The following is a 21,574-nucleotide window of genomic DNA, read 5'->3' as shown; positions in this document are numbered from 1 at the left end:
CAACGCCGCTTTTTTGTGCATTAACCCTCCAGCTCCCGCAGCCTGCTACGATGGGCCGCGCGCCCGAACCGGCCGCCCGGTACGCGCCGCCACCGCTATCCGGGTCTTCTCGTGCCCGCCCTCCTCGTGCCCGCCCTCCTCGTGCCCGCCCTTTTCGTGCCCACCCTTTTCGTGATCGCCGATGACAGGCCAGTGACCGCCATGTCCCTTCCTCCCGATCCGCCAGCCACCGCCCACACGGAAGCCTTCCAATATGACGAAGCCTTCGAACGCAACCTCGGCTGGCTGACCGAAGCCGACCAGCTGACCCTCTCCGGCAAGACCGTCGCCATCGCCGGCCTCGGCGGCGTGGGCGGCGCGCATCTGCTTGCCCTGGCGCGGCTGGGCATTGGTGGCTTCCATATCGCCGATCTCGACGAATTCGCGCTGGCAAACTTCAACCGCCAGGTGGGCGCGTCGGTCCACACCATCGGCCGCCCCAAGGCGGCGGTGATGCAGGAGATGGCACTGTCGATCAATCCCACCCTGCGTCTGCGCCGCTTCGATCGCGGCGTCACCGCCGACACGGTGGAGGCCTTCCTGGACGGTGTCGACCTGTATGTCGACGGGCTGGACTTCTTCGCCGTGGACATCCGCCGCCTGGTGTTCCGGCGCTGCCACGAACGCGGCATCCCCGCGGTGACCGCCGCGCCGGTCGGCATGGGGACATCCTATCTGGTCTTCATGCCCGACGGCATGAGCTTCGAGCGCTATTTCCGCCTCGAAGGCCGGCCGCCGCTGGAACAATATCTGCGCTTCCTTCTGGGCGTCGTGCCGAAAGCCCTGCATCGGACCTATCTGGTCGATCCGACGCGCCTGAACCTGGAGGCAAAGGCCGCCCCCTCCTCCTCCGCCGGCTGCCAGCTTGCCGCCGGCGTCATCGCCACCCTCGCGGTCAAGCTCCTGCTCGGACGCGGTCCGATCCGCCCGGCGCCCTGGAGTCAGCATTACGATGCGTATCGCGGCATGCTGGCATCCGCCCGGCTGCGGTTCGGCCTGGGCGGCCCGTTGCAGCGGCTGAAGATCCGGCTGGCACTGCCGGCGATCCGGGCCATGGCCGCGCGGGGAGCGCCGCAGCCGGTGTTCAACGCGAACGATCCGATCGACCACATCCTGCACGCCGCGCGCTGGACGCCCAGCGGCGACAATGAACAGCCCTGGCGGTTTGAACGAGCCGGCCAAGAAACGATCATCATCCACCCCACGGCCCGCACGCCGGACAACCCATACCATTACCGGGACAACCAGCCGAACGTCCTGGCGATCGGCATGCTGCTGGAAAGCCTGCGCATCGCGGCGAGCCGGCACCGCCGCCGCTTCGACTGGACCCTGGAATCCACCGATCCGTTGCGCGTCCGTGGCCAGTTCGTTCTGGATGAAACCATACAGCCGGACCCGCTGTTTGCCGCCCTGCCGCAGCGATCGGTCGACCGCAACCGCTATCGCCGCCGCGCGCTGACGGAACGGGAGCGCACCGCGCTGGCCGGCGCCATCGACGGCCAGCTTCGCCTCGACTGGTACACCACGCTGGGGCAGCGCTGGCGGTTCGCCCGGCTCAGCGCGCGGGCCACCGCGATCCGCCTCCGCGCACCCGAAACGTTCCGGGTGCATCAGCGCATCATCGACTGGCGCGCGACGCTGAGCCCGACCCGGATTCCCGCCGCCGCGCTGGGCCTGAGGCGCTCGACCCTGCGCATCATGCGCTGGGCGCTGCAAAGCTTCTCGCGCACCGAAACCCTGAACCGCCTGGGCGGCACGCTGAGCGCGGCCATCGAGATGGACTACGGCCCGATCCTGTCCAGCGCCGGCGTGTTCACCTTGCGCTTTCCCGCCGGCGGCCCCACCGACACCACGGCCGTCCTGAATGCCGGCCGGCACATCCAGCGCTTCTGGCTGACCGCGACGAGGCTGGGGCTGGCCATCCAGCCGGCCATGGCGGTGCTGATCTTCGCCCATTACGGTGAACAGCAGGGCGAGACGGGGGCCGGCTTCACCCAGGATGCGCGCGCGCGCGCGGACGGCAGGCACCTCGCCGAAGGGTTCGCGGCGCTGTTCGGTGAAAAGACCCGCCCCTTCGTCTTCATGGGCCGTATCGGCCAACCGCACCGCCGGATGGGGATCAGCCGCTCCACCCGCCTGCCCGTGCCCGCGCTGATGACCGCCCCATCCACCGACCCGAAGCCAAGCACCACGGAGTCTAGCACCAGGGAGTCTGGCACCAGGGAGTCTGGCACCGCCGGGTCCGGAGACCGGAACCCCGCCTGACGGGAGTCCGGTGACCGGATTCGGCGGCAGGCACGGCCAGCCGGACGGCACCCGGCGGGCTCGTGTGGGAACCGCCGCGCGCATCGCCGCCGGAGCGCGCAACAGCGATTGCACCGCGCCGCATGTGGCGCTACATTGCCCAAATCATGGGCAACTGTCGTTCGGAGACCACACCCTCTGCTTTGAGATCGCTCGATCTTGGCAAGGGTGTTCAAATCCAGACCCCCGTCATCCTCGCCCCGATGTCCGGCGTCACCGATCTGCCCTTCCGGCAGACGGTAAGGCAGCTCGACGCCGGCATGGTGGTGTCGGAGATGATCGCCTCCTGGGCGATGATCCGGGAAAACCGCAAGACGCTCGACATGGCCCAGGTCGACAGCACCGGCGGCGTCTCGGCGGTGCAGCTCGCCGGCTGCGAACCCGCCGCCATGGCGGAGGCGGCGCGAATCGCCGTCGACAAGGGCGCCCACCTGGTCGACATCAATTTCGGCTGCCCGGTGAAGAAGGTCGCGGTCGGCCAGGCCGCGGGATCCGCCCTGATGCGCGATGAGGTCGCGGCCGCGGCGATCCTGCGGGCCACGGTGCAGGCGGTCCCGGTCCCGGTGACCCTGAAGATGCGCATGGGCTGGGACCATGACAGCCTGAACGCGCCCGCTCTTGCGCGCATCGCCCAGGACTGCGGCATCCGCATGGTCACCGTGCATGGACGGACCCGGCAGCAATTCTACACCGGCAGCGCCGACTGGGGCTTCGTGCGCCGGGTCAAGCAGGCGGTGTCGATCCCGGTCATCGTCAATGGCGATATCGTCACCGAGGCCGACGCCGCCGAAGCCCTGGCGCGGTCCGGCGCCGACGGCGTCATGGTCGGCCGTGGCTGCTATGGCCGCCCCTGGTTCCCGGCCCAGGTGGCGCATTTCCTGCGCACCGGCACGTCCCTGCCGGAACCGCCCCTGGCGCGGCAGAAGGCCATCGTGCTGGACCATTACCACCGGATGCTGAGCCAGTTCGGCACCGGTCCCGGCGTCCGCCTCGCGCGCAAGCACCTGTCCTGGTATTCGCGCGGCCTGCCCGGGTCGGCCGAGTTCCGCGCCGCCATGAACCGCATGCCGGACGCCGGGACGGTGCTGGACGCGCTCGACCGGTTCTATGACCCGCTGATCGCGCGCGGCGTGACCCGCGGCATCGCGCCTCGCGCCGACATGCTGGACGCGCAGGCCGCATGAGCACGGTGATCGCCAGGGCGGCGCGGCACCTGACCGGCCGGCACAGGCCGCTGGCCGATTCGGCCGCCGTGCTGGCCGCCATGCCGGTCGCCGTCGTCCTGCTCGACGCCGAAAACCAGTTCCGTTTCGTCAACCAGGCGGCGGAGCAGTTCCTCGGCATCTCCATCGCCGGCCTGGCGCAGCTGCGCCTCGACGACCTGGTGCCGGCCGACAACCCGATCTTCCTGCTGATCGAGCAGGTCCGCACCGGCGAGGTGACCATCGTCGATCACGAGCTCAGCCTGGAAAGCCCGCGCCTGCACAAGCGCGACATCACCGTGCAGGGCTCCCCGCTTCCCGAGGAGCCGGGCGCCGTGCTCCTGGTGCTGCAGGATGCGTCCGCCGCCCGAGCGCTGGATCGCCACCTCGCCTTCCGCGGCGCCGCCCGCAGCGTCACGGGCATGGCGGCCATCCTGGCGCATGAGGTGAAGAACCCGCTCTCCGGCATCCGCGGCGCCGCGCAGCTTCTGGAATCGAGCGTCGGCCCGGCCGATCGCGAGCTGGCGGAGCTGATCCGCGACGAGGCGGACCGGATCAGGGCGCTGGTCGACCGCATGGAAGCCTTCGGCGAGAAGCCGATCACCCGCACCGCGGTGAACATCCATCGCGTCCTGGAACACGTACGCAAGCTGGCGCAGTCGGGCTTCGCCGCGCATGTGAGGTTCCAGGAAAACTACGACCCGTCGCTGCCGCCGGTCTGGGCGAACCGCGACCAGCTGATCCAGGTGATCCTGAACCTGGTGAAGAACGCCGCCGAGGCGGTCAGCGGCGACCGCGTCCCGCACCCCGAGATCGTGCTATCCACCGGCTTCCAGCACGGCATGCGGGTCGCCATTCCCGGCAGCGCCACGCGGCTGGACCTGCCGCTGTTCGTCTCCGTCCGCGACAACGGTCCCGGCATCCCCGAGGATATCCGGCAGCACCTGTTCGAACCGTTCGTCACCTCCAAGAATTCCGGCAGCGGCCTGGGGCTCGCGCTGGTTGCCAAGATCATCGGCGACCATGGCGGCCTGATCGAGGTCGACAGCCGGCCTGGCCGCACCGACTTCCGCCTGCACCTCCCGGTCGTCACCGAAAGGGATGCCGATCAATGACCCTGCCGACCGTGCTGGTCGCCGATGATGACCGTTCCATCCGCACCGTGCTGACCCAGGCGCTGGGTCGCTCCGGCTACCAGGTGCGCAGCACCGGCAATGCGTCCACCCTGTGGCGCTGGGTGGAGGATGGCGAGGGCGACCTCGTCATCACCGACGTGGTGATGCCGGATGAGAACGGGCTGGACCTGATTCCGCGCATCAAGCGCATCCGCCCCGACCTGCGCATCGTGGTCATGAGCGCGCAATCCACCCTGATGACGGCGGTCAAGGCGACACAGCGCGGTGCGTTCGAGTACCTGCCGAAACCGTTCGATCTGCGGGAGCTGCTGGCCGTGGTCGGCCGCGCGCTGGCGCAGCCGGCGGAGCCGGCGATCACCGCCCAGGAGCCGCGCGATACGGAGGAACGCCTGCCGCTGATCGGCCGCAGCCCCTCGATGCAGGAGATCTACCGCACCATCGCGCGGCTGACGACCGCCGACCTGACGGTGATGATCAACGGCGAGTCGGGCACCGGCAAGGAACTGGTGGCGCGGGCGCTGCACGATTACGGCAAGCGCCGCGGCGGCCCGTTCGTTGCCATCAACATGGCCGCGATCCCCCGCGAACTGATCGAGAGCGAGCTGTTCGGCCATGAACGCGGCGCCTTCACCGGCGCCACCAACCGCAGCCAGGGCCGGTTCGAACAGGCCAATGGCGGCACGCTGTTCCTCGATGAGATCGGCGACATGCCGCCGGAGGCTCAGACCCGCCTGCTGCGCGTGCTGCAGGAAGGCGAGTTCACCAGCGTCGGCGGCCGCCAGCCGATCAAGGCGAATGTGCGCATCATCGCCGCCACCCATCGCGACCTGCGCAACGCCATCCGCCAGGGCCTGTTCCGCGAGGACCTGTTCTACCGCCTGAACGTCGTGCCAATCCGCCTGCCGCCGCTGCGCGAGCGGCTGGAGGACATCCCGCTGCTCGCCCGCCACTTCCTCGACAAGGCGAAGGATGACGGGCTGCCGCTGAAAAGCCTGGACCAGGCGGCGATCGACCGCCTGAAGCAGCATGCCTGGCCGGGCAACGTGCGGGAGCTGGAAAACCTGATGCGCCGGCTGGCCGCGCTGTGCCCCGAGGAGGTGATCGGCGCCGACATCATCGCGGCGGAACTGTCGGAACGGACGCAGGCCCAGGCGGTTTCCATCCCGGATGCCCAGCCCGCCGGGCCGGAGACCCTGTCCAGTGCCGTGGAGCGCCACATCAAGGACTTCCTGGCCACCCACAATGACGGCGCCGGGATCACCGACGTCTATGACAAGATCATCGCCGAGGTGGAGCGCCCGCTGATCCGCCTGACCCTCGCCGCCACGCGCGGCAACCAGATCAAGGCCGCCTCCATGCTCGGCCTCAACCGCAATACGCTGCGCAAGAAGATCCGCGACCTGGAAATCCCGGTGGTGCGGGGCCTGATGTAGATGACCGCCCGGCCGTCCCGCCGAACGCCCACGTCCGGTCGCCCCGCGTCTGGTCACCCCGCGTGCGGTCACGGGGCCGCGCGCGGCGCCCGGGCGGCGGCGACATCGGGCTCCGCGCCCCGTCTCGCGCGCGGCCTGGCACGATATCCCGCGCGCGGCCTGGCACGGCACCCCGCGCGCGGCTTGGCACGACACCCCGCGCGCGGCCTGGCACGACACCCCGCGTATCGGCGATGCGGGGGACTGGAAGGGAGGGTGCGATGAACGTCCTGTCCCGGCCACCGATCCGCAAGGGCAAGGCGCTGCCACCGGACATCATCTCGGAGCCGAAGATCTCCTTCGGCGGCCGGCTCGGCGATATCCTGCTGGGCAAGGGGGTGACGCTGGCCCTGACCGCCCTGGCCCTGGCGGTCGGGCTGTCCACCTTCATCATCCTGGCCCGCGGCTCGCCGCTGGGCTGGACGCCGGGCGTCAGCGTCGGCCTCGTGCTGGCCAACCTGGTCGTCCTGCTGCTGCTGCTGGCCGTGCTGGGCAGCCGGCTGACCCGCGTGCTGGTGGAACGCCGGCGCGGCTCCGCCGGCTCCCGCCTGCATGTCCGGCTGGTGCTGCTGTTCAGCGGCGTCGCCGTCGCCCCCACCATCCTGGTCGCCTGCTTCGCCGTCGCCTTCTTCCATTTCGGCATCCAGGCCTGGTTCAACGACCCGGTGCGCGAATCGCTGCAGGAATCGCTGCAGGTCTCCCGCAGCTACCTGGAGGAGCATCGCAACAACATCCGCGCGGTGGCGCTGGAGATGGCGGCGGACCTGGCGCGCGCCGGGCGGCTGCTGCCCGCCGATCCCGCGGTGTTCGCCCAGGTGCTGGACACCCAGACCACGCTGCGCGGCCTGACCGAGGCGGTGATCTACGAGCCGACGACCACGCAGGTGCTGGCCGCCGCCGGCATGTTCGTCGGCGCCGGTGTCGAGGCACCCACTCCGGCCATCACCCAGCAGGCGATGCGCGGCGACGTAGTGGTACTGAACGGCGGCGACGGAACGCGGGTGCGCGCGGTGGTGCGGCTGGAATCGATCCCGCCGCTGATGCTGCTGATCGGCCGGCCGATCGACCCGTCCATCCTGAACTACATGCACCGCACCGAGGCGGCGGTCTCTGAGTATGAGCGGCTGGACCAGAACCGCTCCTGGCTGCAGATCGCCTTCGCCTGGATCTTCGCCATCGTCGCGCTGCTGGTGCTGCTGGCCGCCGGGCTGATCGGCCTGGTGATGGCGAACCAGATCGCCCGGCCGATCGGCACGCTGATCAACGCCACCGAACGGGTGCGCACCGGCGATCTCAGCGTGCGGGTCCGCGAACCCGGCACCGGTGACGAGCTCGCCGGCCTGGCCCGCGCCTTCAACCGCATGACCGGACAGCTCGCCGCCCAGCGGACGGAGCTGATGGAGGCATACAGCCAGATCGACGAACGCCGCCGCTTCACCGAGACGGTGCTGGCCGGCGTATCGGCCGGCGTCATCGGCCTGGACGCACAGGGCCGGATCGAGCTGCCGAACCGCGCGGCGGACGACCTGCTGGGGCGCGATCTGCTGGCGATGATCGGCCGCGACCTGGCCTCGGTGGTGCCCGAGCTCTCCCCGCTGCTGGAGGAAGTCGCGGCGGCGCCGGAACGCGCGCGCACGGCGGAAATCCAGATCGACCGCGGCAACCGCAAGCGCACCCTGCTGGTGCGGATCGGGGCGGAGCTGTCGGGCGGGCGCACCGACGGGTTCGTCGTGACCTTCGACGACATCACGGAACTGCAATCGGCGCAGCGCAAGGCCGCCTGGGCCGATGTCGCCCGCCGCATCGCGCATGAGATCAAGAACCCGCTGACCCCGATCCAGCTATCCGCCGAGCGCCTGAAGCGGCGCTTCGCCAAGGAGATCAGCTCCGACCCCGAGACGTTCAGCCAGTGCGCCGACACGATCATCCGCCATGTCGGCGATATCGGCCGCATGGTCGATGAATTCTCGGCCTTCGCCCGCATGCCGCACCCGGTGATCAAGCCCGACGACATGGGCCGCGTGGTGCGCGAGGCGCTGATGCTGCAGCAGACCGCCCGGCCTGGAATCGACTGGAAGATCGCCATTCCGGACCGTGGGCCGATCGTGCCCTGTGACCGGCGGATGATGCGGCAGGCATTGACCAACCTGCTGCAGAACGCCGCCGACGCGATCGCCATGCGCACCGACCGCCCGGAGGGCGGCCACGGTCATATCGGTGTCACGGTGGAGACCGTCGACGACACCGTGCGGGTCGCCGTGACCGATGATGGTGTCGGTCTGCCACAGGAAGACCGATCCCGTCTTACAGAGCCCTACGTCACACACAAACCGAAAGGAACGGGACTCGGGCTGGCGATCGTAAAGAAGATCATGGAAGACCACGGGGGGACGCTGTCGCTCGACGACCGGCCGGACGGGCCGGGTGCGGTTGCCACCCTCGTGCTGCCGATATCTGCAGGCGCCGCGGCGCCATCCGAGGAAAAGGTGCCGCATGGCGCATGAGATCCTGATTGTCGATGACGAACCCGACATCCGGATGCTGATCGACGGCATCCTTCAGGATGAGGGCTATGAAACCCGTGGCGCCGGCGATGCGGACGGCGCGATCAAGGCGTTCCGGGAACGCCGCCCCTCACTGGTGATCCTGGATGTCTGGCTGCAAGGCTCGCGCCTGGACGGGCTGGGCATCCTGGAGGCGCTGCACAGCGAGGAACCGCATGTGCCGGTGGTCATGATCTCCGGCCACGGCACGATCGAGATGGCGGTCGGCGCGATCCAGCAGGGTGCGTACGACTTCATTGAGAAGCCCTTCCAGTCGGACCGGCTGCTGCTATCGGTACGGCACGCGCTGGAAGCCGCCTCGCTGGCGCGGGAGAATGCCGAGCTGCGGCTGCGCGCCGGCCCCGAGGCGACGCTGACCGGCGACTCGGCGATGATCGCCCAGTTGCGCACGCAGGTGGAGCGCGTCGCCCCCACCGGCTCCCGCGTCATGATCACCGGTCCGGCGGGATCGGGAAAGGAAGTGGTCGCGCGGATGATTCACGCCCGCTCGCGCCGGTCCACGGGACCGTTCGTGGTGATGAACTGCGCGACGCTGAACCCGGGCCGGTTCGAGGAGGAGCTGTTCGGCCTGGAGGCCGGCGCCGACCCGATCGCTCAGCCGCGCCGGGCCGGGGTGCTGGAGCGGGCGCATGGCGGCACTCTGCTGCTGGATGAGGTGTCGGACATGCCGCTGGAAACCCAGGGCAAGATCGTCCGCGCCTTGCAGGACCAGACTTTCGAGCGGCTGGGCGGCTCGTCCCGCGTCAAGGTCGACGTGCGGGTGCTGTCCACGACCAACCGCGACCTGCAGGCCGAGATCGCCGCCGGGCGGTTCCGCGAGGACCTGTTCTACCGGTTGGCCGTGGTGCCGATGAAGGTCCCGTCCCTGCGCGAGCGGCGGGAGGATGTGCCGCTGCTCGCCCACACCTTCATCCAGCGCTCGGCCGAGACCTCCGGCATCCCGGCCCGCCCACTGTCAGCCGACACGCTGGCGGCGCTGCAGGCCTATGACTGGCCGGGCAATGTCCGTCAGTTGCGCAACCTGATGGACTGGCTGCTGATCATGGCACCCGGCGCGCCCGGCGAGGTGATCCGCGCCGACATGCTGCCGCCGGAGATCGGATCACGGGCGCCGGCGCTGCTGAACATCGATCCGACCGCCGACATCATGTCCCTGCCCCTGCGAGAGGCGCGCGACCTGTTCGAGACCCAGTATCTGCACGCCCAGCTCGTCCGCTTCGGCGGCAATATCTCCCGCACGGCGCAGTTCGTCGGCATGGAGCGGTCGGCGCTGCATCGCAAGCTGAAGCAGCTCGGGGTGAATTCCGACGAGCGTGTCGGGAGTTAGGGGCCGCCCCGGCGCTGGCGCGGGGGTTCCGACGGGACCACTGCACCGCCCCTCGTCATGACCGGGAGGATGAGAGGGACCACCGCGTGGTCCGAACCTCCATCGGATGGCAGCACCAGCGCCAGACGGAACAGGCCCTACTTCATCCCCAGGATCGAACTCACCGTCGCGCGCGGATCACGGGCCGGCCACCGGCCTGCATCCACCTGGGCCAGAAAATCGCCGACGATGCGGTTGAACTCGTCCGGTGCTTCCAGGTTGATCGTGTGGCCGGCGTTCGGCATCACCGCCAGGGCGGCGGTGGGGATGGACTGCTTCATCAGCAGGGCCGGCTGCAGGCAGGGCCAGTCCTCGTCGCCGGTCAGCACCAGCGTGGGCACCGTCAATGCCTTCATCTGGTCCACGAGGTCATACAGCGACGGCCGCTGCCCCTGCACGCCCAGCTGGGTATTGCGAGACCCGAGCATGGAGTGCTCGGCAAGCTGCCGCTTGAACTCGGCGAAGCCGCGCGGATCCTTGTTCTCGAACTGTACGCGCGTCGGGCCATAGGCGTATTTCTCGGCAAAGGCTTCGCTGCCGGCCTGTTCCAGGAAGGCCGCCACCGCCGCGACCTCGGCCTTGAATGCCTCGCTCTGGCCCTTTTCGGCGCCATAGCCGCAGCCGGCGACGCACAGCGAGAGGGCGCGGGCGGGATGACGGAAGCCGAAATGAAGGGTGGCGAACCCGCCCATCGACAGGCCGACAACATGGGCCTTGTCGATCTGCAGATGATCCAGCACGGCCGCAATGTCGTCCGCCGCGCGCGCCTGGCTGTACCGCGCCGGATCCTCGGGCACGTCCGATGGCGGATAGCCGCGCGCGCCATAGGTGATCGCCCGGTAGCGGCGGGCGAAATGGCGCATCTGTGCTTCCCATGACCGATGGTCACCGGCGAACTCGTGCACGAAAATCACCGGCAGGCCGGTGCCGCTTTCCTCATAGTACAGGCGGACGCCATCCTCGGTCATAGCATGCGGCATGGTGGTTTCTCCAGCTTCTACCTGGCGGCAGCTTAGACCAATACGGCCTGGTGGCCAGGGACCCTGGCCAGCCCGCGCGCATCGCCCCCGCACCCGGGCCACGCGAGGCGCCACACGGGATCAAGCCGAAACCGCCCTGTCGGTCGCCGGCACCGTGCCCATCGCCGCCGCCGTCGCATGCGTTCATCGCCCCGCGCACCGGCGGCGCCGCATTGACGATCCGGACCCGGCTGGGCATTGCTGTCCCATGCGCATCGCCGCCATCCTCGTTGCCGCCGGCACCGGCACCCGCTTCGGCGCCGAGCGTCCCAAGCAGTTCCTGACCCTGGCCGGCAAGCCTGTGATCCGCCATGCCGCCGAGGCGCTGGCGGACGGGGTGGCGCTGATCCAGCCGGTCGGCGACGGCGCCGCCATCGATCCCATGCTGGCCGGCGTTCCAGGCTGCCTGCCCAGCGTGCCGGGTGGCGAGACCCGCCAGGACAGCGTGCGCGCCGGCCTCGATGCGCTGCTGCCCCACGCACCGGACGTCGTCCTGGTGCACGACGCCGCCCGGCCGGTGATCCCCGCCGGGACCATTCCGTCGCTGCTGCGGGCACTGACCGAATCGGCCGGCGCCATCCCCGGCGCGCCCGTGGCGGATACGCTGAAGCGGGCCGAACGCGGTGTGATCACCGAAACGATCCCCCGCACCGCCCTGTTCAGGGCACAGACCCCCCAGGCCTTCCGGTTCGACGCCCTGCTGGCGGCCCACCAGGGCGGGTGGACCGGCGCCACCGACGATGCCTCGCTGCTGGAGGCCGCCGGCCAAAGTGTCGCCATCGTTCCCGGTTCGGATGACAACATCAAACTCACCTACCCCGAGGATTTCGCTCGGCTGGAGCGTGTCATGGCGGTTTCCCTGCTTCCTCGGGTCGGCACCGGGTTCGACGTCCACGTCCTGGCCGAGGGACGGCCGCTCTTCCTGTGCGGCGTGCGGATCGAGCACGACAAGGGCCTGGCCGGGCATTCCGACGCGGATGTCGGCATCCACGCCCTGTGCGACGCGATCTACGGCGCATTGGCCGAGGGCGACATCGGGCGCCATTTTCCGCCCGGCCAGGCGCAGTGGAAGGACGCCGACAGCGCCCGCTTCCTGCGCCATGCCGCGGAGCGGATCGCCGCGCGTGGCGGCCGGCTGGTGAATGCCGATGTCACGCTGATTTGCGAACGTCCGAAGATCACCCCGCACGCCCCGGTCATGATCCAAAGATTGGCGGATTTGCTGGGGGTGGAGGCCGCCCGCATCTCGGTAAAAGCCACGACGACCGAGCGGCTTGGCTTTACCGGCCGGGGCGAAGGGATTGCCGCCCAGGCCGCCGTATCCATTCTAGTGCCAGAACAGGAGGTCGCTGCACCATGAAGTTCGCCGGACTGGCCGGAGGCTTGTTGTCCCTATCTCTGTCCCTGGGGCTGCTGGCCGGTTGCGCCGTGCCAGCAGCCAGCCCCTATCCTCCGGTCCCGGCCCTGCTGCCCGACCCGGTGGCGCCGCCGCCGCTGACCAGCGAACAGATGATCTGGCAGCCCGGTCATTGGAACTGGACCGGATCGGGGTATGTGTGGGCACCCGGCCAATGGGTCCTGGCGGCCGGGCATGGCCAGTTGTGGATGCCTGGCTGGTGGCAGCAGACCGGCAGCGGCTGGGCCTGGCAGCCGGCGCACTGGACGGCCGGCGGCTGAGGCGCAGATCCCGACCACGGCCTGTCGGATGACACGGATGGCACGGCGGGCGGGCCATGGTCCGGCCGCCGGGAAGCGCTGTACCTGTCCGGCGGGCCCATGCCCTGCAGCCACGGGTTCCCCGATCGCAAGGCGATATCGGCAGGACGACACTTGGTTTCCGTTCGCCCTTGGGACACGATGCGGCGGATAAAGCACCGCAGGGTCAGGGTGGCCCTGTCACGCTTTGGCAACTCTTTGATTCAACAGCGCGATTCACACGTTCTGACCGCCGGCTCCAGGCGACCGCGCTCTAACCAAATCTGTAAGGAAACGTCGCCATGCTGAAACGCCTGCTTCTCCTGGCCCCCTTGCTTGCCTGGGCCGGTCTCGCGCAGGCGGGTACGCTGGATAACGTCAAGCAGAAGGGCTACGTCACCTGCGGCGTGAATGTCGGGCTGGGCGGATTCTCGATGCCGGACAGCCACGGCGTCTGGCGCGGCCTGGACGTGGATGCGTGCCGCGCGGTGGCGGCGGCGGTGTTCGGCGACGCCAACAAGGTGAAATACGTGCCGCTGACCAGCGTCAGCCGATTCACCGCGCTGCAGTCGGGCGAGGTCGACATCCTGTCCCGCAACACGACATTCACCTTCCTGCGCGACGCCACGATCGGGCTGCGGATGGTCATGGTGAACTTCTATGACGGCCAGGGCTTCCTGGTGCGCAAGGATGCCAAGATCAAACATCTGGAGGACATGGCCGACGGCACGATCTGCATGCTGCAGGGATCGACGCACGAGATGAACCTGGCCGACTGGATGAAGCAGCACAACATCAGCTTCCATGTCGTGCTGCTGGACACGACGGACGTGCTGATCAAGGCGCTGCTGTCCGGCCGCTGCGACGCCGCGTCCTCGGACGGGTCGAACCTCGCCTCGATCCGCGGCGCCGGCCTGCCCAACCCGGACGACTATGTCATCCTGCCCGACCGGATCAGCAAGGAACCGCTGGGGCCGATGGTGCGCCGGGGTGACGACCAGTGGGAGGACGTGGTCCGCTGGTCGATGATGGCGATGGTGGAGGCCGAGGAGCTGGGCATCACGTCGGCGAATGTCGACCAGATGCTGGCCGAGAGCCAGAACCCGACGGTGCAGCGCCTGCTGGGCAAGAGCGGTGATTTCGGCAAGCTGATCGGGCTGGACAATGCCTGGACCTATAACGTCATCAAGCAGGTCGGCAATTACGGCGAGGCATTCGAACGCAATGTCGGTATGGGCAGCTCGCTGAAGCTGGAGCGGGGGGAGAACGCCCTGTGGACCAAGGGCGGGATGATGTACGCCATCCCCTTCCGGTGACCGACCGGCCATTGACTAACCGGCCATCGACCGACCGGCCAGGGACCAGTCGGCGATTGACCAACCGGCCAGGGACCAACCGGCCAGGGACCAACCGATCAGGACCAGTCGGCCGGTGACTGCCCGGCGCAACAGCCGGTCGGAGATCCTGGCCCCGTTCGAGGTCCGCAGCTTCCGGTTCCAATGGCCGGCGGACCTGATGACGAGCTGGGCCAGCGAGATGGAGATCCTGATCCTTGGCTGGTACATCCTGACCGAGACCGGATCGGTCCTGCTGCTGACGCTGTATGGGGCGCTGGTCTATGCCGGGACGCTGATCGCCCCGCTGTTCGGCCTGTGGGGCGACCAGTTCGGGCACCGCAACGTGCTGGCGGCGATGCGGGCCAGCTACGCCGCCGCCGCCGCGCTGATGACGGCGATGGCCTGGCTGCACCTGCTGAACGCCGGCGCGGTGTTCGCGATCGCGTCCATCGCCGGCATGGTGCGGCCGTCCGACCTGGCGATGCGCAACGCGCTGGTGGCCGAGACGATGCCGACCGACCGGCTGATGGCGGCGATGGGCGTGGCGCGCACCACGGCCGACTCCGCCCGGGTGTTCGGCGCGCTGGCCGGCGCCGGGCTGTTCGCCCTGCTTGGGATGGCTCCGGCCTATGCCGCCATCACCGTTGTCTATACCGGCGGCTTCCTGCTGACCCTGGGCGTCGGCGCGCCGCGCCACAGCCGCGTGGTCATGGCGCGCACTTCGTTCTGGCGGGACCTGCGGGAGGGCCTGACCTATGTCTATGACTCGCCGGCCTCGCTGGCGGCGATGTGGCTGGCCTTCCTGGTCAACCTGACTGCCTATCCGCTGACCCTGGGCCTGCTGCCCTATGTGGCGCGCGACATCTACCATGTCGATCAGACCGGCCTGGGCACATTGACCGCCAGCTTCGCCGGCGGCGCGCTGGCCGGGTCCATCGGCATCAGCTTCGTCGGACGCTCGATCCGGCCCGCGCGGATGATGCTGGTCTACGCCGGAGCCTGGTACCTGGCGCTGCTGGGCTTCGTCCTGGCCCCGGGCATCGGCATGGGGCGGGTGATGCTGGTGCTGGCGGGCGTGGCGCAGAGCCTGAGCATGACGCCGATGGCGGTCATGCTGCTGCACGGGGCCAGCGCGGCGTTCCGCGGCCGTGTCATGGGGGTGCGGATGCTGGCGGTGTACGGCCTGCCGATCGGCCTGATCGTGGCGGGCTGGCTGATCGAGCGGTTCGGCTTCCCCGTCACCGCGGCCGGATATTGCGTGCTGGGACTGGGATTGACCATCGTCATCGCCATACGTTGGTACACATCGCTATGGCCGGTGGACGCCGCCGCCAACCAGCGCTGACCGGCCGCCGAGCAACATCATCCGTCATGCAACACCACCAAACGATCGTGGTTCTGCCTCAATCCGGCCATCGCGCCTTCCCACCTTGCGGGTAACCCGAAAGGAGCGCGGACCATGCGGATGCTGACAAAACTTCTGGCGGCGGTTCCGATCGCGGCGGGTCTGTTGCTCGCCCCGGTCGCCCAGGCGCAAGGCTGGCACGGTGGCCGGGGCGGTCCCCCGAACCGCGGCTGGCATGGCGGACCGCCGCCCGGCGGCGGATGGCATGGCGGCTGGCACGGTGGTGGCGGCCCGAACGGGGGCGCGATCGCCGGGGCCATCCTGGGCCTGGGCGCCGCCGCGGTGATCGGCGGTGTGCTGGCTTCGCAGGCTTACGCGCCGCCGCCCCCGGTCGTCTATGCGGCACCGCCGCCGGTCTATTACGCGGCGCCGGGACCGACCTACTACCAGTACGGCTACTGACCAAGGGTCTCGGGAGCCGGAAAACCGGCTCCCGACGCGGATGTCAGCGGCGGCGGACGGCGTTGACGTCGCGCACCGCCCCACGCGCGGCGCTGGTCGCCAGCGCCGCATAGGCCTTCAGGGCCCCGCTCACATGGCGCTTCCGCGGCTCAGCGGGTTGCCACGCCGCCTCGCCCTTCGCTTCCATCACCGCTCGGCGGTGCGCGAGATCCTCATCCGACACGGCCAGGTGGATGCGGCGGTTGGGGATGTCGATCTCGATGATGTCACCGTCCTCGACCAGCCCGATCGTGCCGCCTTCGGCCGCTTCCGGGGAGCAATGGCCGATCGACAGGCCGCTCGACCCGCCCGAGAACCGGCCATCGGTCACCAGCGCGCACTGCTTGCCCAGTCCGACGGACTTCAGGTAGCTGGTCGGATACAGCATCTCCTGCATGCCCGGCCCGCCGCGCGGCCCTTCGTAGCGCACCAGCACGATGTCGCCGGCCTTGACGTGCTTGCCCAGGATGCCCTCGACCGCCGCGTCCTGGCTCTCGAACACCCGAGCGGGGCCGGAGAAGGTGAGGTTGGAGGCATCGACGCCGGCGGTCTTCACGATGCAGCCATCCTCGGCGATGTTGCCGTAAAGCACCGCCAGACCGCCATCCTTGGAAAACGCGTGGTCCAGGTCGCGAATCACGCCCTTCTCGCGATCGGTGTCCAGCGCGTCGAAGCGCGCCGACTGGCTGAACGCCTCGGTAGTGGGAATGCCGCCGGGCGCGGCGCGGTAGAAGGTGCTGACCTGGCTATCGGCGGTCCGGCGGACATCCCAGCGCTGCAGGGCTTCCGCCAGGCTTTCGGCATGCACCATGGACACCGTGGTATCCAGCAGGCCGGCGCGGTCCAGCTCCCCCAGGATGCCCATGATGCCGCCGGCATGGTGCACATCCTCGACATGCACATTGGCGACCGAGGGCGCGACCTTGCACAGGCAGGGCACGCGGCGGGACAGGTGATCGATATCCAGCATGGTGAAGGGCACCTCCCCTTCCTGGGCGGCGGCCAGCAGGTGCAGCACCGTGTTGGTCGACCCGCCCATGGCGATGTCCAGCGTCATGGCGTTCCTGAAGGCCGCGGCGCTGGCGATGCTGCGCGGCAGCACCGCCGCCTCATCGGTTTCATAGTAGCGGCGGGTGATCTCCACGATGCGGCGGCCGGCTTCCAGGAACAGGTTCTTCCGGTCGGCATGGGTGGCGACGACGGTACCGTTGCCCGGCAGCGCCAGACCCAGCGCCTCGGTCAGACAGTTCATCGAGTTGGCGGTGAACATGCCGGAGCAGGAGCCGCAGGTCGGGCAGGCGGAGCGTTCGATGACGGCCACCTCCTCATCGGAATTGGCGCTGTCGGCGGCGAAGACCATCGCGTCGATCAGGTCGACCTTCCGTTCGGTACCCTTGTGGACGACCTTGCCGGCCTCCATCGGGCCGCCGGAGACGAAGATCGTCGGAATGTTCAGGCGCATGGTCGCCATCAGCATGCCGGGGGTGATCTTGTCGCAGTTGGAGATGCAGACCAGCGCGTCGGCGCAGTGGGCGTTGACCATGTATTCGACGCTGTCGGCGATCAGTTCCCGCGACGGCAGGCTGTACAGCATGCCATCATGCCCCATCGCGATCCCGTCATCGATGGCGATGGTATTGAATTCCTTGGCGATACCGCCGGCTTTCTCGATCTCCCGGCAGACCAGCTGGCCCAGGTCCTTCAGATGGACGTGGCCGGGCACGAACTGGGTGAAGCTGTTGGCGACGGCGATGATCGGCTTGCCGAAATCGCCATCCTTCATGCCGGTCGCGCGCCACAGACCGCGGGCGCCGGCCATGTTGCGGCCGTGGGTGGTGGTGCGGGAGCGGTATGCGGGCATGGACGGTTCCTTCGGCGAAGCCCGTCGGGCTGGTTCTCCAGAAGGGAGGATGGTCCCGAGGGGGCGTTGAACTGCGCTGTCTAGCGCCGTCTGCCGCCGGGAGCCAGAGAGACGATGGATGGGCGTGTCCCGCTGGGGGAATACCCGCTGGGGGAATGCCCGCTGGGGGAATGCCCGCTGGGGGAATGGCGGTTGCCTCCATGTCGCATGGCGGGATCGAGGGCGGCGCCATGCGTGGGTCTGGGCGGGTTTGGCACCGCCATGAATGGTTCAAGGCCAACCGCGCCAAGATGGGACAGGTGTGCCGGCCCACGGCGCCCGCCATCCACGCCATTTCTGAAACCGCAATTCAGACTGGAATTTTCGCAGGCAAAATATGTGCTGAGCCGGTGTTCAGCGTAACGGGCGGGCTTCGCGGATTGGTTCCGCGGGTTGGCTTCACACCTGACCTGCACGGAACGGTTCCGATGTCGAATGAACAGCCTGGCTGCAGGAGATCCTCGCGGCAGTGTTCGGCAACCGGCCGATTGACATATTTCGTCATTATAACAAGTAGCCTGACATCTTATCATTACGATCTAAAATCACCTGACACTCGCGATCGGCCGTGCGCGCGTCCGGCGCGGCATGGTCAATACGTGATGATTTTCAAGAATTATATTTGACGATTTCCAAGGTTGCTACAGCAAGACCGTCGCAAAAATTTACACTCTTCCCCGAATTGTTTGGGCATCGTTCACAAGTCTCTATTATGGCACCGGATTTTCCCGTGGCACGTACTTTGCTGAATAGTAACAGGCAAAAAATGCCAAACCAGGGGAGACATCGAAAATGCACCTGCGAAGACGTCTTGGGCAAGCTACCGCGGGAGCCGTCATTGCTCTCGGCGTTGTAACAATGACTCCCTCACCGGCCGACGCGGCCCTCTATCAGGTGGGCTTCCTGCTCGACAGTTCCGGCAGCATCGGAACCTCCGGGTGGAACCTGATCAAGCAGGGGCTGTCCAGCGCGATCAGCCAATTTGTCGGACAACAAGATCAGTATCAGTTGTCCGTCATGTCCTTCGCCAGCACGACCCAGACAATCGTATCACCCACGGTCGTCACAGGTGTCAATTTGGCGAGCCTGCAAGCGGCCATCATGGGGGCGACGTTCCTCGACTCCAACACGAACTTCAACCTGGCCTTCACCAACATGACGTCGCTGATGAGCCCGGCGATGTCAGGGGTCACCGCGTCGTATTTGAACTTCGCGACCGATGGCCAACCCAATGAGGGTGGCAACGAGGCCGGCGGCATCACCGCTCGGAACGCCGCGATCGCCGCTGGTATCGACAACATCAGCGTCGAAGGCATCGGCAGCGGCGTCAATGTCAGCTATCTGGTGAACAATATCTGCTATCCCCAGGCTTGCGACGCGACACCACCCCCGACCGGGTTTCCGGGCAACGGGTTCTATATCCCAGTGGCCAGCGTCGCTGACTACGGTGCCGCGATCCATGCGAAGATCGCCCTCATCGTCAATCCGGTTCCGGAACCAGCCAGTATGATCGTGTTGGGCAGCGGATTGGCCGGCCTGGGCCTCGCGGTACGCCGGCGTCGGCGAGCGGCCTAGAGTATATGATCGCCTGGGGCCGACGGCCAGAAACTCCGAGGCCAACGAGCCACATAGCAAGCCCGGCCTGAACTGGATCGCGCAACGACCTTCAGGCTGGGCGAACCGTTCGCGAAACGAGACACGGAGCGCTTCCAGGACTCTTGGAAGCGCTCCGTCATCATCAGCCCCAAGGTTCCGGTCCAGGGTTCCGGTCCAGGGTTCCGGTCCAGGGTTCCGGGTGCCTTTCACGTGCCACCGCGTCCACCGCCCCACAGCGGCCGGGATCACGCCGCCAGCCGCTCCACCAGAAAATCGACCAGGGCCCCGACACGGGCGGGCCGCGGCCCGCCGGGCGCGGTCAACAGGTGCAAGGTGGAATCCGGCGCGTGCCAGTCGGGCAGCACCCGTTCCAGCCGCCCCTCGGCCACCATGTCTCCCAGGATGAAGGCCGGCAGCACGGCAATGCCGATACCCGCCAGCAGCGCCGGCAGCATGGCCTCGCCATTGTTGATGGTCAGCGGTCCGCCCGGCGTGACCGTCACCACCTCCCCCGCCCGGTTCTCGAACAGCCAGGCGGCCACGCCCGTATAGGCGTAGTTGATGCAGGCATGCCGCCGCAGATCCGCCGGATGGCCCGGCCGGCCGTGCCGGTCCAGATAGGCGGGCGAGGCCGCCACCAGGCGCGCCACCGGCGCCAGCCGCCGCACACGCAGCGACGAGTCCACCAGCGGCCCGATCCGCAGCAGCGCGTCGAACCCGTCGGCGATCAGGTCCACCCGCGCATCGCTGAGATGCAGGTCGACGGTCACGCCCGGATAGCGGGCCAGGAACGCCGGCAACAGCGGCGCCACCTGGCTGACGCCGAACGACATCGGCGCGCCCAGCCGCACCGGGCCCTGCGGCGTCGCCGCATCCTCCCGCAGCGCCGCCTCGGCCGCCTCGGCGTCGGCCAGCAATCGCGCCGCACGTTCCGCCAGGCGCTGCCCCGCCTCGGTCAGCACGAGGCGGCGCGAGGTGCGGTTGAACAGCCGCGCCCCCAGCCGCTGTTCCAGGCGTGCCAGCGATTTCGACACGGTGGGCGTCGACAGCCCGAGATCAACGGCCGCGGCGCCGATGCCGCGCAGCTCCACGATGCGGGCGAAGATCGCCATGGCCTCCAGGTCCGGCAGTCTTGGCATCAAGTTTCCGAAAGGGTGTGTTTCCTTGGTTTCTATTTTTTTGAGGGCCGTGCGTCCATATCCTCCATCCCAGGCAGATCTTTCAGGAGACCGTGATGGCAAAGGTTCTGGTCCTGTACTATTCGACCTACGGGCATATCGAGACCATGGCGCACGCCGTCGCCGAGGGCGCTCGGTCCGCCGGCGCCACCGTCGACGTGAAGCGCGTGCCGGAGACCGTGGCCGAGGACATCGCGAAGAACGCCCATTTCAAGCTGGACCAGGCGGCACCCGTCGCAACCGTCGCGGACCTGGCGGCCTATGACGCGGTGGTCATCGGCACGCCGACCCGGTTCGGACGGATCGCGTCGCAGATGGCGGGGTTCCTCGACCAGGCCGGCGGATTGTGGGCCAAGGGCGCGCTGAACGGCAAGGTGGGTGGCGCCTTTACCTCGACCGCGACCCAGCATGGCGGGCAGGAAATGACGCTGTTCTCCATCATCGCCAACCTGCTGCATTTCGGCATGGTGGTGGTCGGCATGAATTACGGCTACGCGGGCCAGATGGGCGTGGATGAGGTGGTCGGCGGCGCGCCGTACGGCGCCACGACGATTGCCAACAGCGACGGTTCGCGCAAGCCGTCGCAGCGGGAGCTGGACGGTGCCCGCTATCAGGGACGCCAGGTGGCCGAGGTCGCAACGAAACTGTTCGGATAAGCCGGCGGGCCGCGGCCCTATCTGGCTGGCCCCGTCTGGCAGGCCCCGTCTGACAAGCCCTGTCTGACAAGTCCCGTCTGGCAGGCCCCGAGGGCCGGTTATTCCGCGGCCGTCAAGGCGCCAGCCGCCATCCGGCGGTGGACCGAGCCGTCGGCCTCGGTGCGGGGCTCTGCTGCGGCGGCGTGTGCCGGGGCGGTGGGGAACGCGGGGTGGAGCAGATCGCGGCCATCGGCGTCGTCATGCGGGCACGGCGCGTCGGGCCGC

General features: G+C 68.4%; 16 protein-coding genes. 13 read left to right on the top strand and 3 right to left on the bottom strand.

Going from position 1 to position 21,574, the window contains the following annotated elements; all coding sequences use genetic code 11:
• Positions 1-201: 201 nt before the first annotated feature.
• The 6 genes from VHC04_RS18095 (at position 202) to VHC04_RS18070 (ending at position 10,044) form a co-directional block, all read left to right on the top strand.
• Entirely contained in the window at positions 202-2,304 is a 2,103-nt protein-coding gene (locus VHC04_RS18095; protein ID WP_325683878.1) for a ThiF family adenylyltransferase, read from the top strand.
• 146 nt (positions 2,305-2,450) lie between these two features.
• Positions 2,451-3,527, top strand: a complete 1,077-nt coding sequence (gene dusB, locus VHC04_RS18090; protein ID WP_325683876.1) for a tRNA dihydrouridine synthase DusB — start codon at positions 2,451-2,453, stop codon at positions 3,525-3,527.
• A complete protein-coding gene (locus VHC04_RS18085; RefSeq protein WP_325683874.1) occupies positions 3,524-4,660 on the top strand; it encodes a two-component system sensor histidine kinase NtrB in 1,137 nt (378 codons plus the stop codon). Before dusB ends, VHC04_RS18085 begins: the two co-directional genes overlap by 4 nt.
• Complete coding sequence (gene ntrC / locus VHC04_RS18080; RefSeq protein WP_325683872.1) at positions 4,657-6,114, top strand: nitrogen regulation protein NR(I); 1,458 nt, start codon at positions 4,657-4,659, stop codon at positions 6,112-6,114. Before VHC04_RS18085 ends, ntrC begins: the two co-directional genes overlap by 4 nt.
• 260 nt (positions 6,115-6,374) lie before the next feature.
• Positions 6,375-8,657, top strand: a complete 2,283-nt coding sequence (locus VHC04_RS18075) for a sensor histidine kinase NtrY-like (protein ID WP_325683870.1) — start codon at positions 6,375-6,377, stop codon at positions 8,655-8,657.
• Positions 8,647-10,044, top strand: coding sequence for a sigma-54-dependent transcriptional regulator (locus VHC04_RS18070; RefSeq protein ID WP_325683868.1), 1,398 nt, complete (start codon positions 8,647-8,649; stop codon positions 10,042-10,044). Before VHC04_RS18075 ends, VHC04_RS18070 begins: the two co-directional genes overlap by 11 nt.
• Before the next feature lie 137 nt (positions 10,045-10,181).
• Here VHC04_RS18070 and VHC04_RS18065 read toward each other — a convergent pair whose 3' ends face one another.
• Positions 10,182-11,063 carry an alpha/beta fold hydrolase gene (locus VHC04_RS18065; RefSeq protein WP_325683866.1) on the bottom strand — a complete coding sequence of 294 codons (882 nt, stop codon included), beginning with the start codon at positions 11,061-11,063 and terminating at the stop codon, positions 10,182-10,184.
• A gap of 247 nt (positions 11,064-11,310) precedes the next feature.
• Here VHC04_RS18065 and VHC04_RS18060 point away from each other — a divergent pair, with 247 nt between their 5' ends.
• The 5 genes from VHC04_RS18060 to VHC04_RS18040 all read left to right on the top strand — a co-directional run bounded on the left by VHC04_RS18060 (position 11,311) and on the right by VHC04_RS18040 (position 15,941).
• The gene (locus VHC04_RS18060) at positions 11,311-12,462 is read left to right on the top strand and encodes a bifunctional 2-C-methyl-D-erythritol 4-phosphate cytidylyltransferase/2-C-methyl-D-erythritol 2,4-cyclodiphosphate synthase (RefSeq protein WP_325683864.1); all 1,152 of its coding nucleotides are present in this window, start codon (positions 11,311-11,313) and stop codon (positions 12,460-12,462) included.
• Complete coding sequence (locus VHC04_RS18055) at positions 12,459-12,779, top strand: hypothetical protein (protein WP_325683862.1); 321 nt, start codon at positions 12,459-12,461, stop codon at positions 12,777-12,779. The genes VHC04_RS18060 and VHC04_RS18055 overlap by 4 nt, the downstream gene beginning before the upstream one ends.
• A 320-nt stretch (positions 12,780-13,099) precedes the next feature.
• Positions 13,100-14,113 (top strand): amino acid ABC transporter substrate-binding protein, encoded by a 1,014-nt coding sequence (locus tag VHC04_RS18050; protein WP_325683860.1) that lies wholly within the window; start codon positions 13,100-13,102, stop codon positions 14,111-14,113.
• Positions 14,114-14,228: 115 nt separating this feature from the next.
• Positions 14,229-15,479, top strand: coding sequence for an MFS transporter (locus tag VHC04_RS18045; protein ID WP_325683858.1), 1,251 nt, complete (start codon positions 14,229-14,231; stop codon positions 15,477-15,479).
• A gap of 114 nt (positions 15,480-15,593) precedes the next feature.
• On the top strand, positions 15,594-15,941 hold the full coding sequence (locus tag VHC04_RS18040; RefSeq protein WP_325683856.1) for a hypothetical protein: 348 nt from the start codon (positions 15,594-15,596) through the stop codon (positions 15,939-15,941).
• A 43-nt stretch (positions 15,942-15,984) separates the two neighbouring features.
• On the opposite strand, the gene ilvD is transcribed toward VHC04_RS18040, so the two are convergent.
• Positions 15,985-17,841, bottom strand: a complete 1,857-nt coding sequence (gene ilvD / locus VHC04_RS18035; RefSeq protein WP_325683854.1) for a dihydroxy-acid dehydratase — start codon at positions 17,839-17,841, stop codon at positions 15,985-15,987.
• 897 nt (positions 17,842-18,738) lie between these two features.
• Here ilvD and VHC04_RS18030 point away from each other — a divergent pair.
• Positions 18,739-19,455, top strand: coding sequence for a vWA domain-containing protein (locus VHC04_RS18030; RefSeq protein WP_325683852.1), 717 nt, complete (start codon positions 18,739-18,741; stop codon positions 19,453-19,455).
• A gap of 266 nt (positions 19,456-19,721) precedes the next feature.
• On the opposite strand, the gene VHC04_RS18025 is transcribed toward VHC04_RS18030, so the two are convergent.
• Complete coding sequence (locus tag VHC04_RS18025) at positions 19,722-20,615, bottom strand: LysR family transcriptional regulator (protein WP_325683850.1); 894 nt, start codon at positions 20,613-20,615, stop codon at positions 19,722-19,724.
• Between the two features lie 95 nt (positions 20,616-20,710).
• Here VHC04_RS18025 and wrbA point away from each other — a divergent pair, with 95 nt between their 5' ends.
• Positions 20,711-21,310: an NAD(P)H:quinone oxidoreductase gene (wrbA, locus tag VHC04_RS18020; RefSeq protein WP_325683848.1), complete on the top strand. Its 600-nt coding sequence runs from the start codon at positions 20,711-20,713 to the stop codon at positions 21,308-21,310.
• Positions 21,311-21,574: the final 264 nt, after the last annotated feature.

It is taken from the genome of Rhodopila sp. (genome assembly GCF_035548095.1).
Taxonomy (GTDB): Bacteria; Pseudomonadota; Alphaproteobacteria; order Acetobacterales; family Acetobacteraceae; genus Rhodopila.
Note: the sequence above shows the minus strand (reverse complement) of the source record. Positions and strands in the feature narration are given on the sequence as shown.

Bases quoted from the DNA above. Each gene is read 5' to 3' on its own strand.
- VHC04_RS18095 (WP_325683878.1), top strand. From the start codon at position 202: ATGTCCCTTCCTCCCGATCCGCCAGCCACCGCCCACACGGAAGCCTTC.
- dusB (WP_325683876.1), top strand. From the start codon at position 2,451: ATGGGCAACTGTCGTTCGGAGACCACACCCTCTGCTTTGAGATCGCTC.
- VHC04_RS18085 (WP_325683874.1), top strand. From the start codon at position 3,524: ATGAGCACGGTGATCGCCAGGGCGGCGCGGCACCTGACCGGCCGGCAC.
- ntrC (WP_325683872.1), top strand. From the start codon at position 4,657: ATGACCCTGCCGACCGTGCTGGTCGCCGATGATGACCGTTCCATCCGC.
- VHC04_RS18075 (WP_325683870.1), top strand. From the start codon at position 6,375: ATGAACGTCCTGTCCCGGCCACCGATCCGCAAGGGCAAGGCGCTGCCA.
- VHC04_RS18070 (WP_325683868.1), top strand. From the start codon at position 8,647: ATGGCGCATGAGATCCTGATTGTCGATGACGAACCCGACATCCGGATG.
- VHC04_RS18065 (WP_325683866.1), bottom strand. From the start codon at position 11,063: ATGCCGCATGCTATGACCGAGGATGGCGTCCGCCTGTACTATGAGGAA.
- VHC04_RS18060 (WP_325683864.1), top strand. From the start codon at position 11,311: ATGCGCATCGCCGCCATCCTCGTTGCCGCCGGCACCGGCACCCGCTTC.
- VHC04_RS18055 (WP_325683862.1), top strand. From the start codon at position 12,459: ATGAAGTTCGCCGGACTGGCCGGAGGCTTGTTGTCCCTATCTCTGTCC.
- VHC04_RS18050 (WP_325683860.1), top strand. From the start codon at position 13,100: ATGCTGAAACGCCTGCTTCTCCTGGCCCCCTTGCTTGCCTGGGCCGGT.
- VHC04_RS18040 (WP_325683856.1), top strand. From the start codon at position 15,594: ATGCGGATGCTGACAAAACTTCTGGCGGCGGTTCCGATCGCGGCGGGT.
- ilvD (WP_325683854.1), bottom strand. From the start codon at position 17,841: ATGCCCGCATACCGCTCCCGCACCACCACCCACGGCCGCAACATGGCC.
- VHC04_RS18030 (WP_325683852.1), top strand. From the start codon at position 18,739: ATGACTCCCTCACCGGCCGACGCGGCCCTCTATCAGGTGGGCTTCCTG.
- VHC04_RS18025 (WP_325683850.1), bottom strand. From the start codon at position 20,615: ATGCCAAGACTGCCGGACCTGGAGGCCATGGCGATCTTCGCCCGCATC.
- wrbA (WP_325683848.1), top strand. From the start codon at position 20,711: ATGGCAAAGGTTCTGGTCCTGTACTATTCGACCTACGGGCATATCGAG.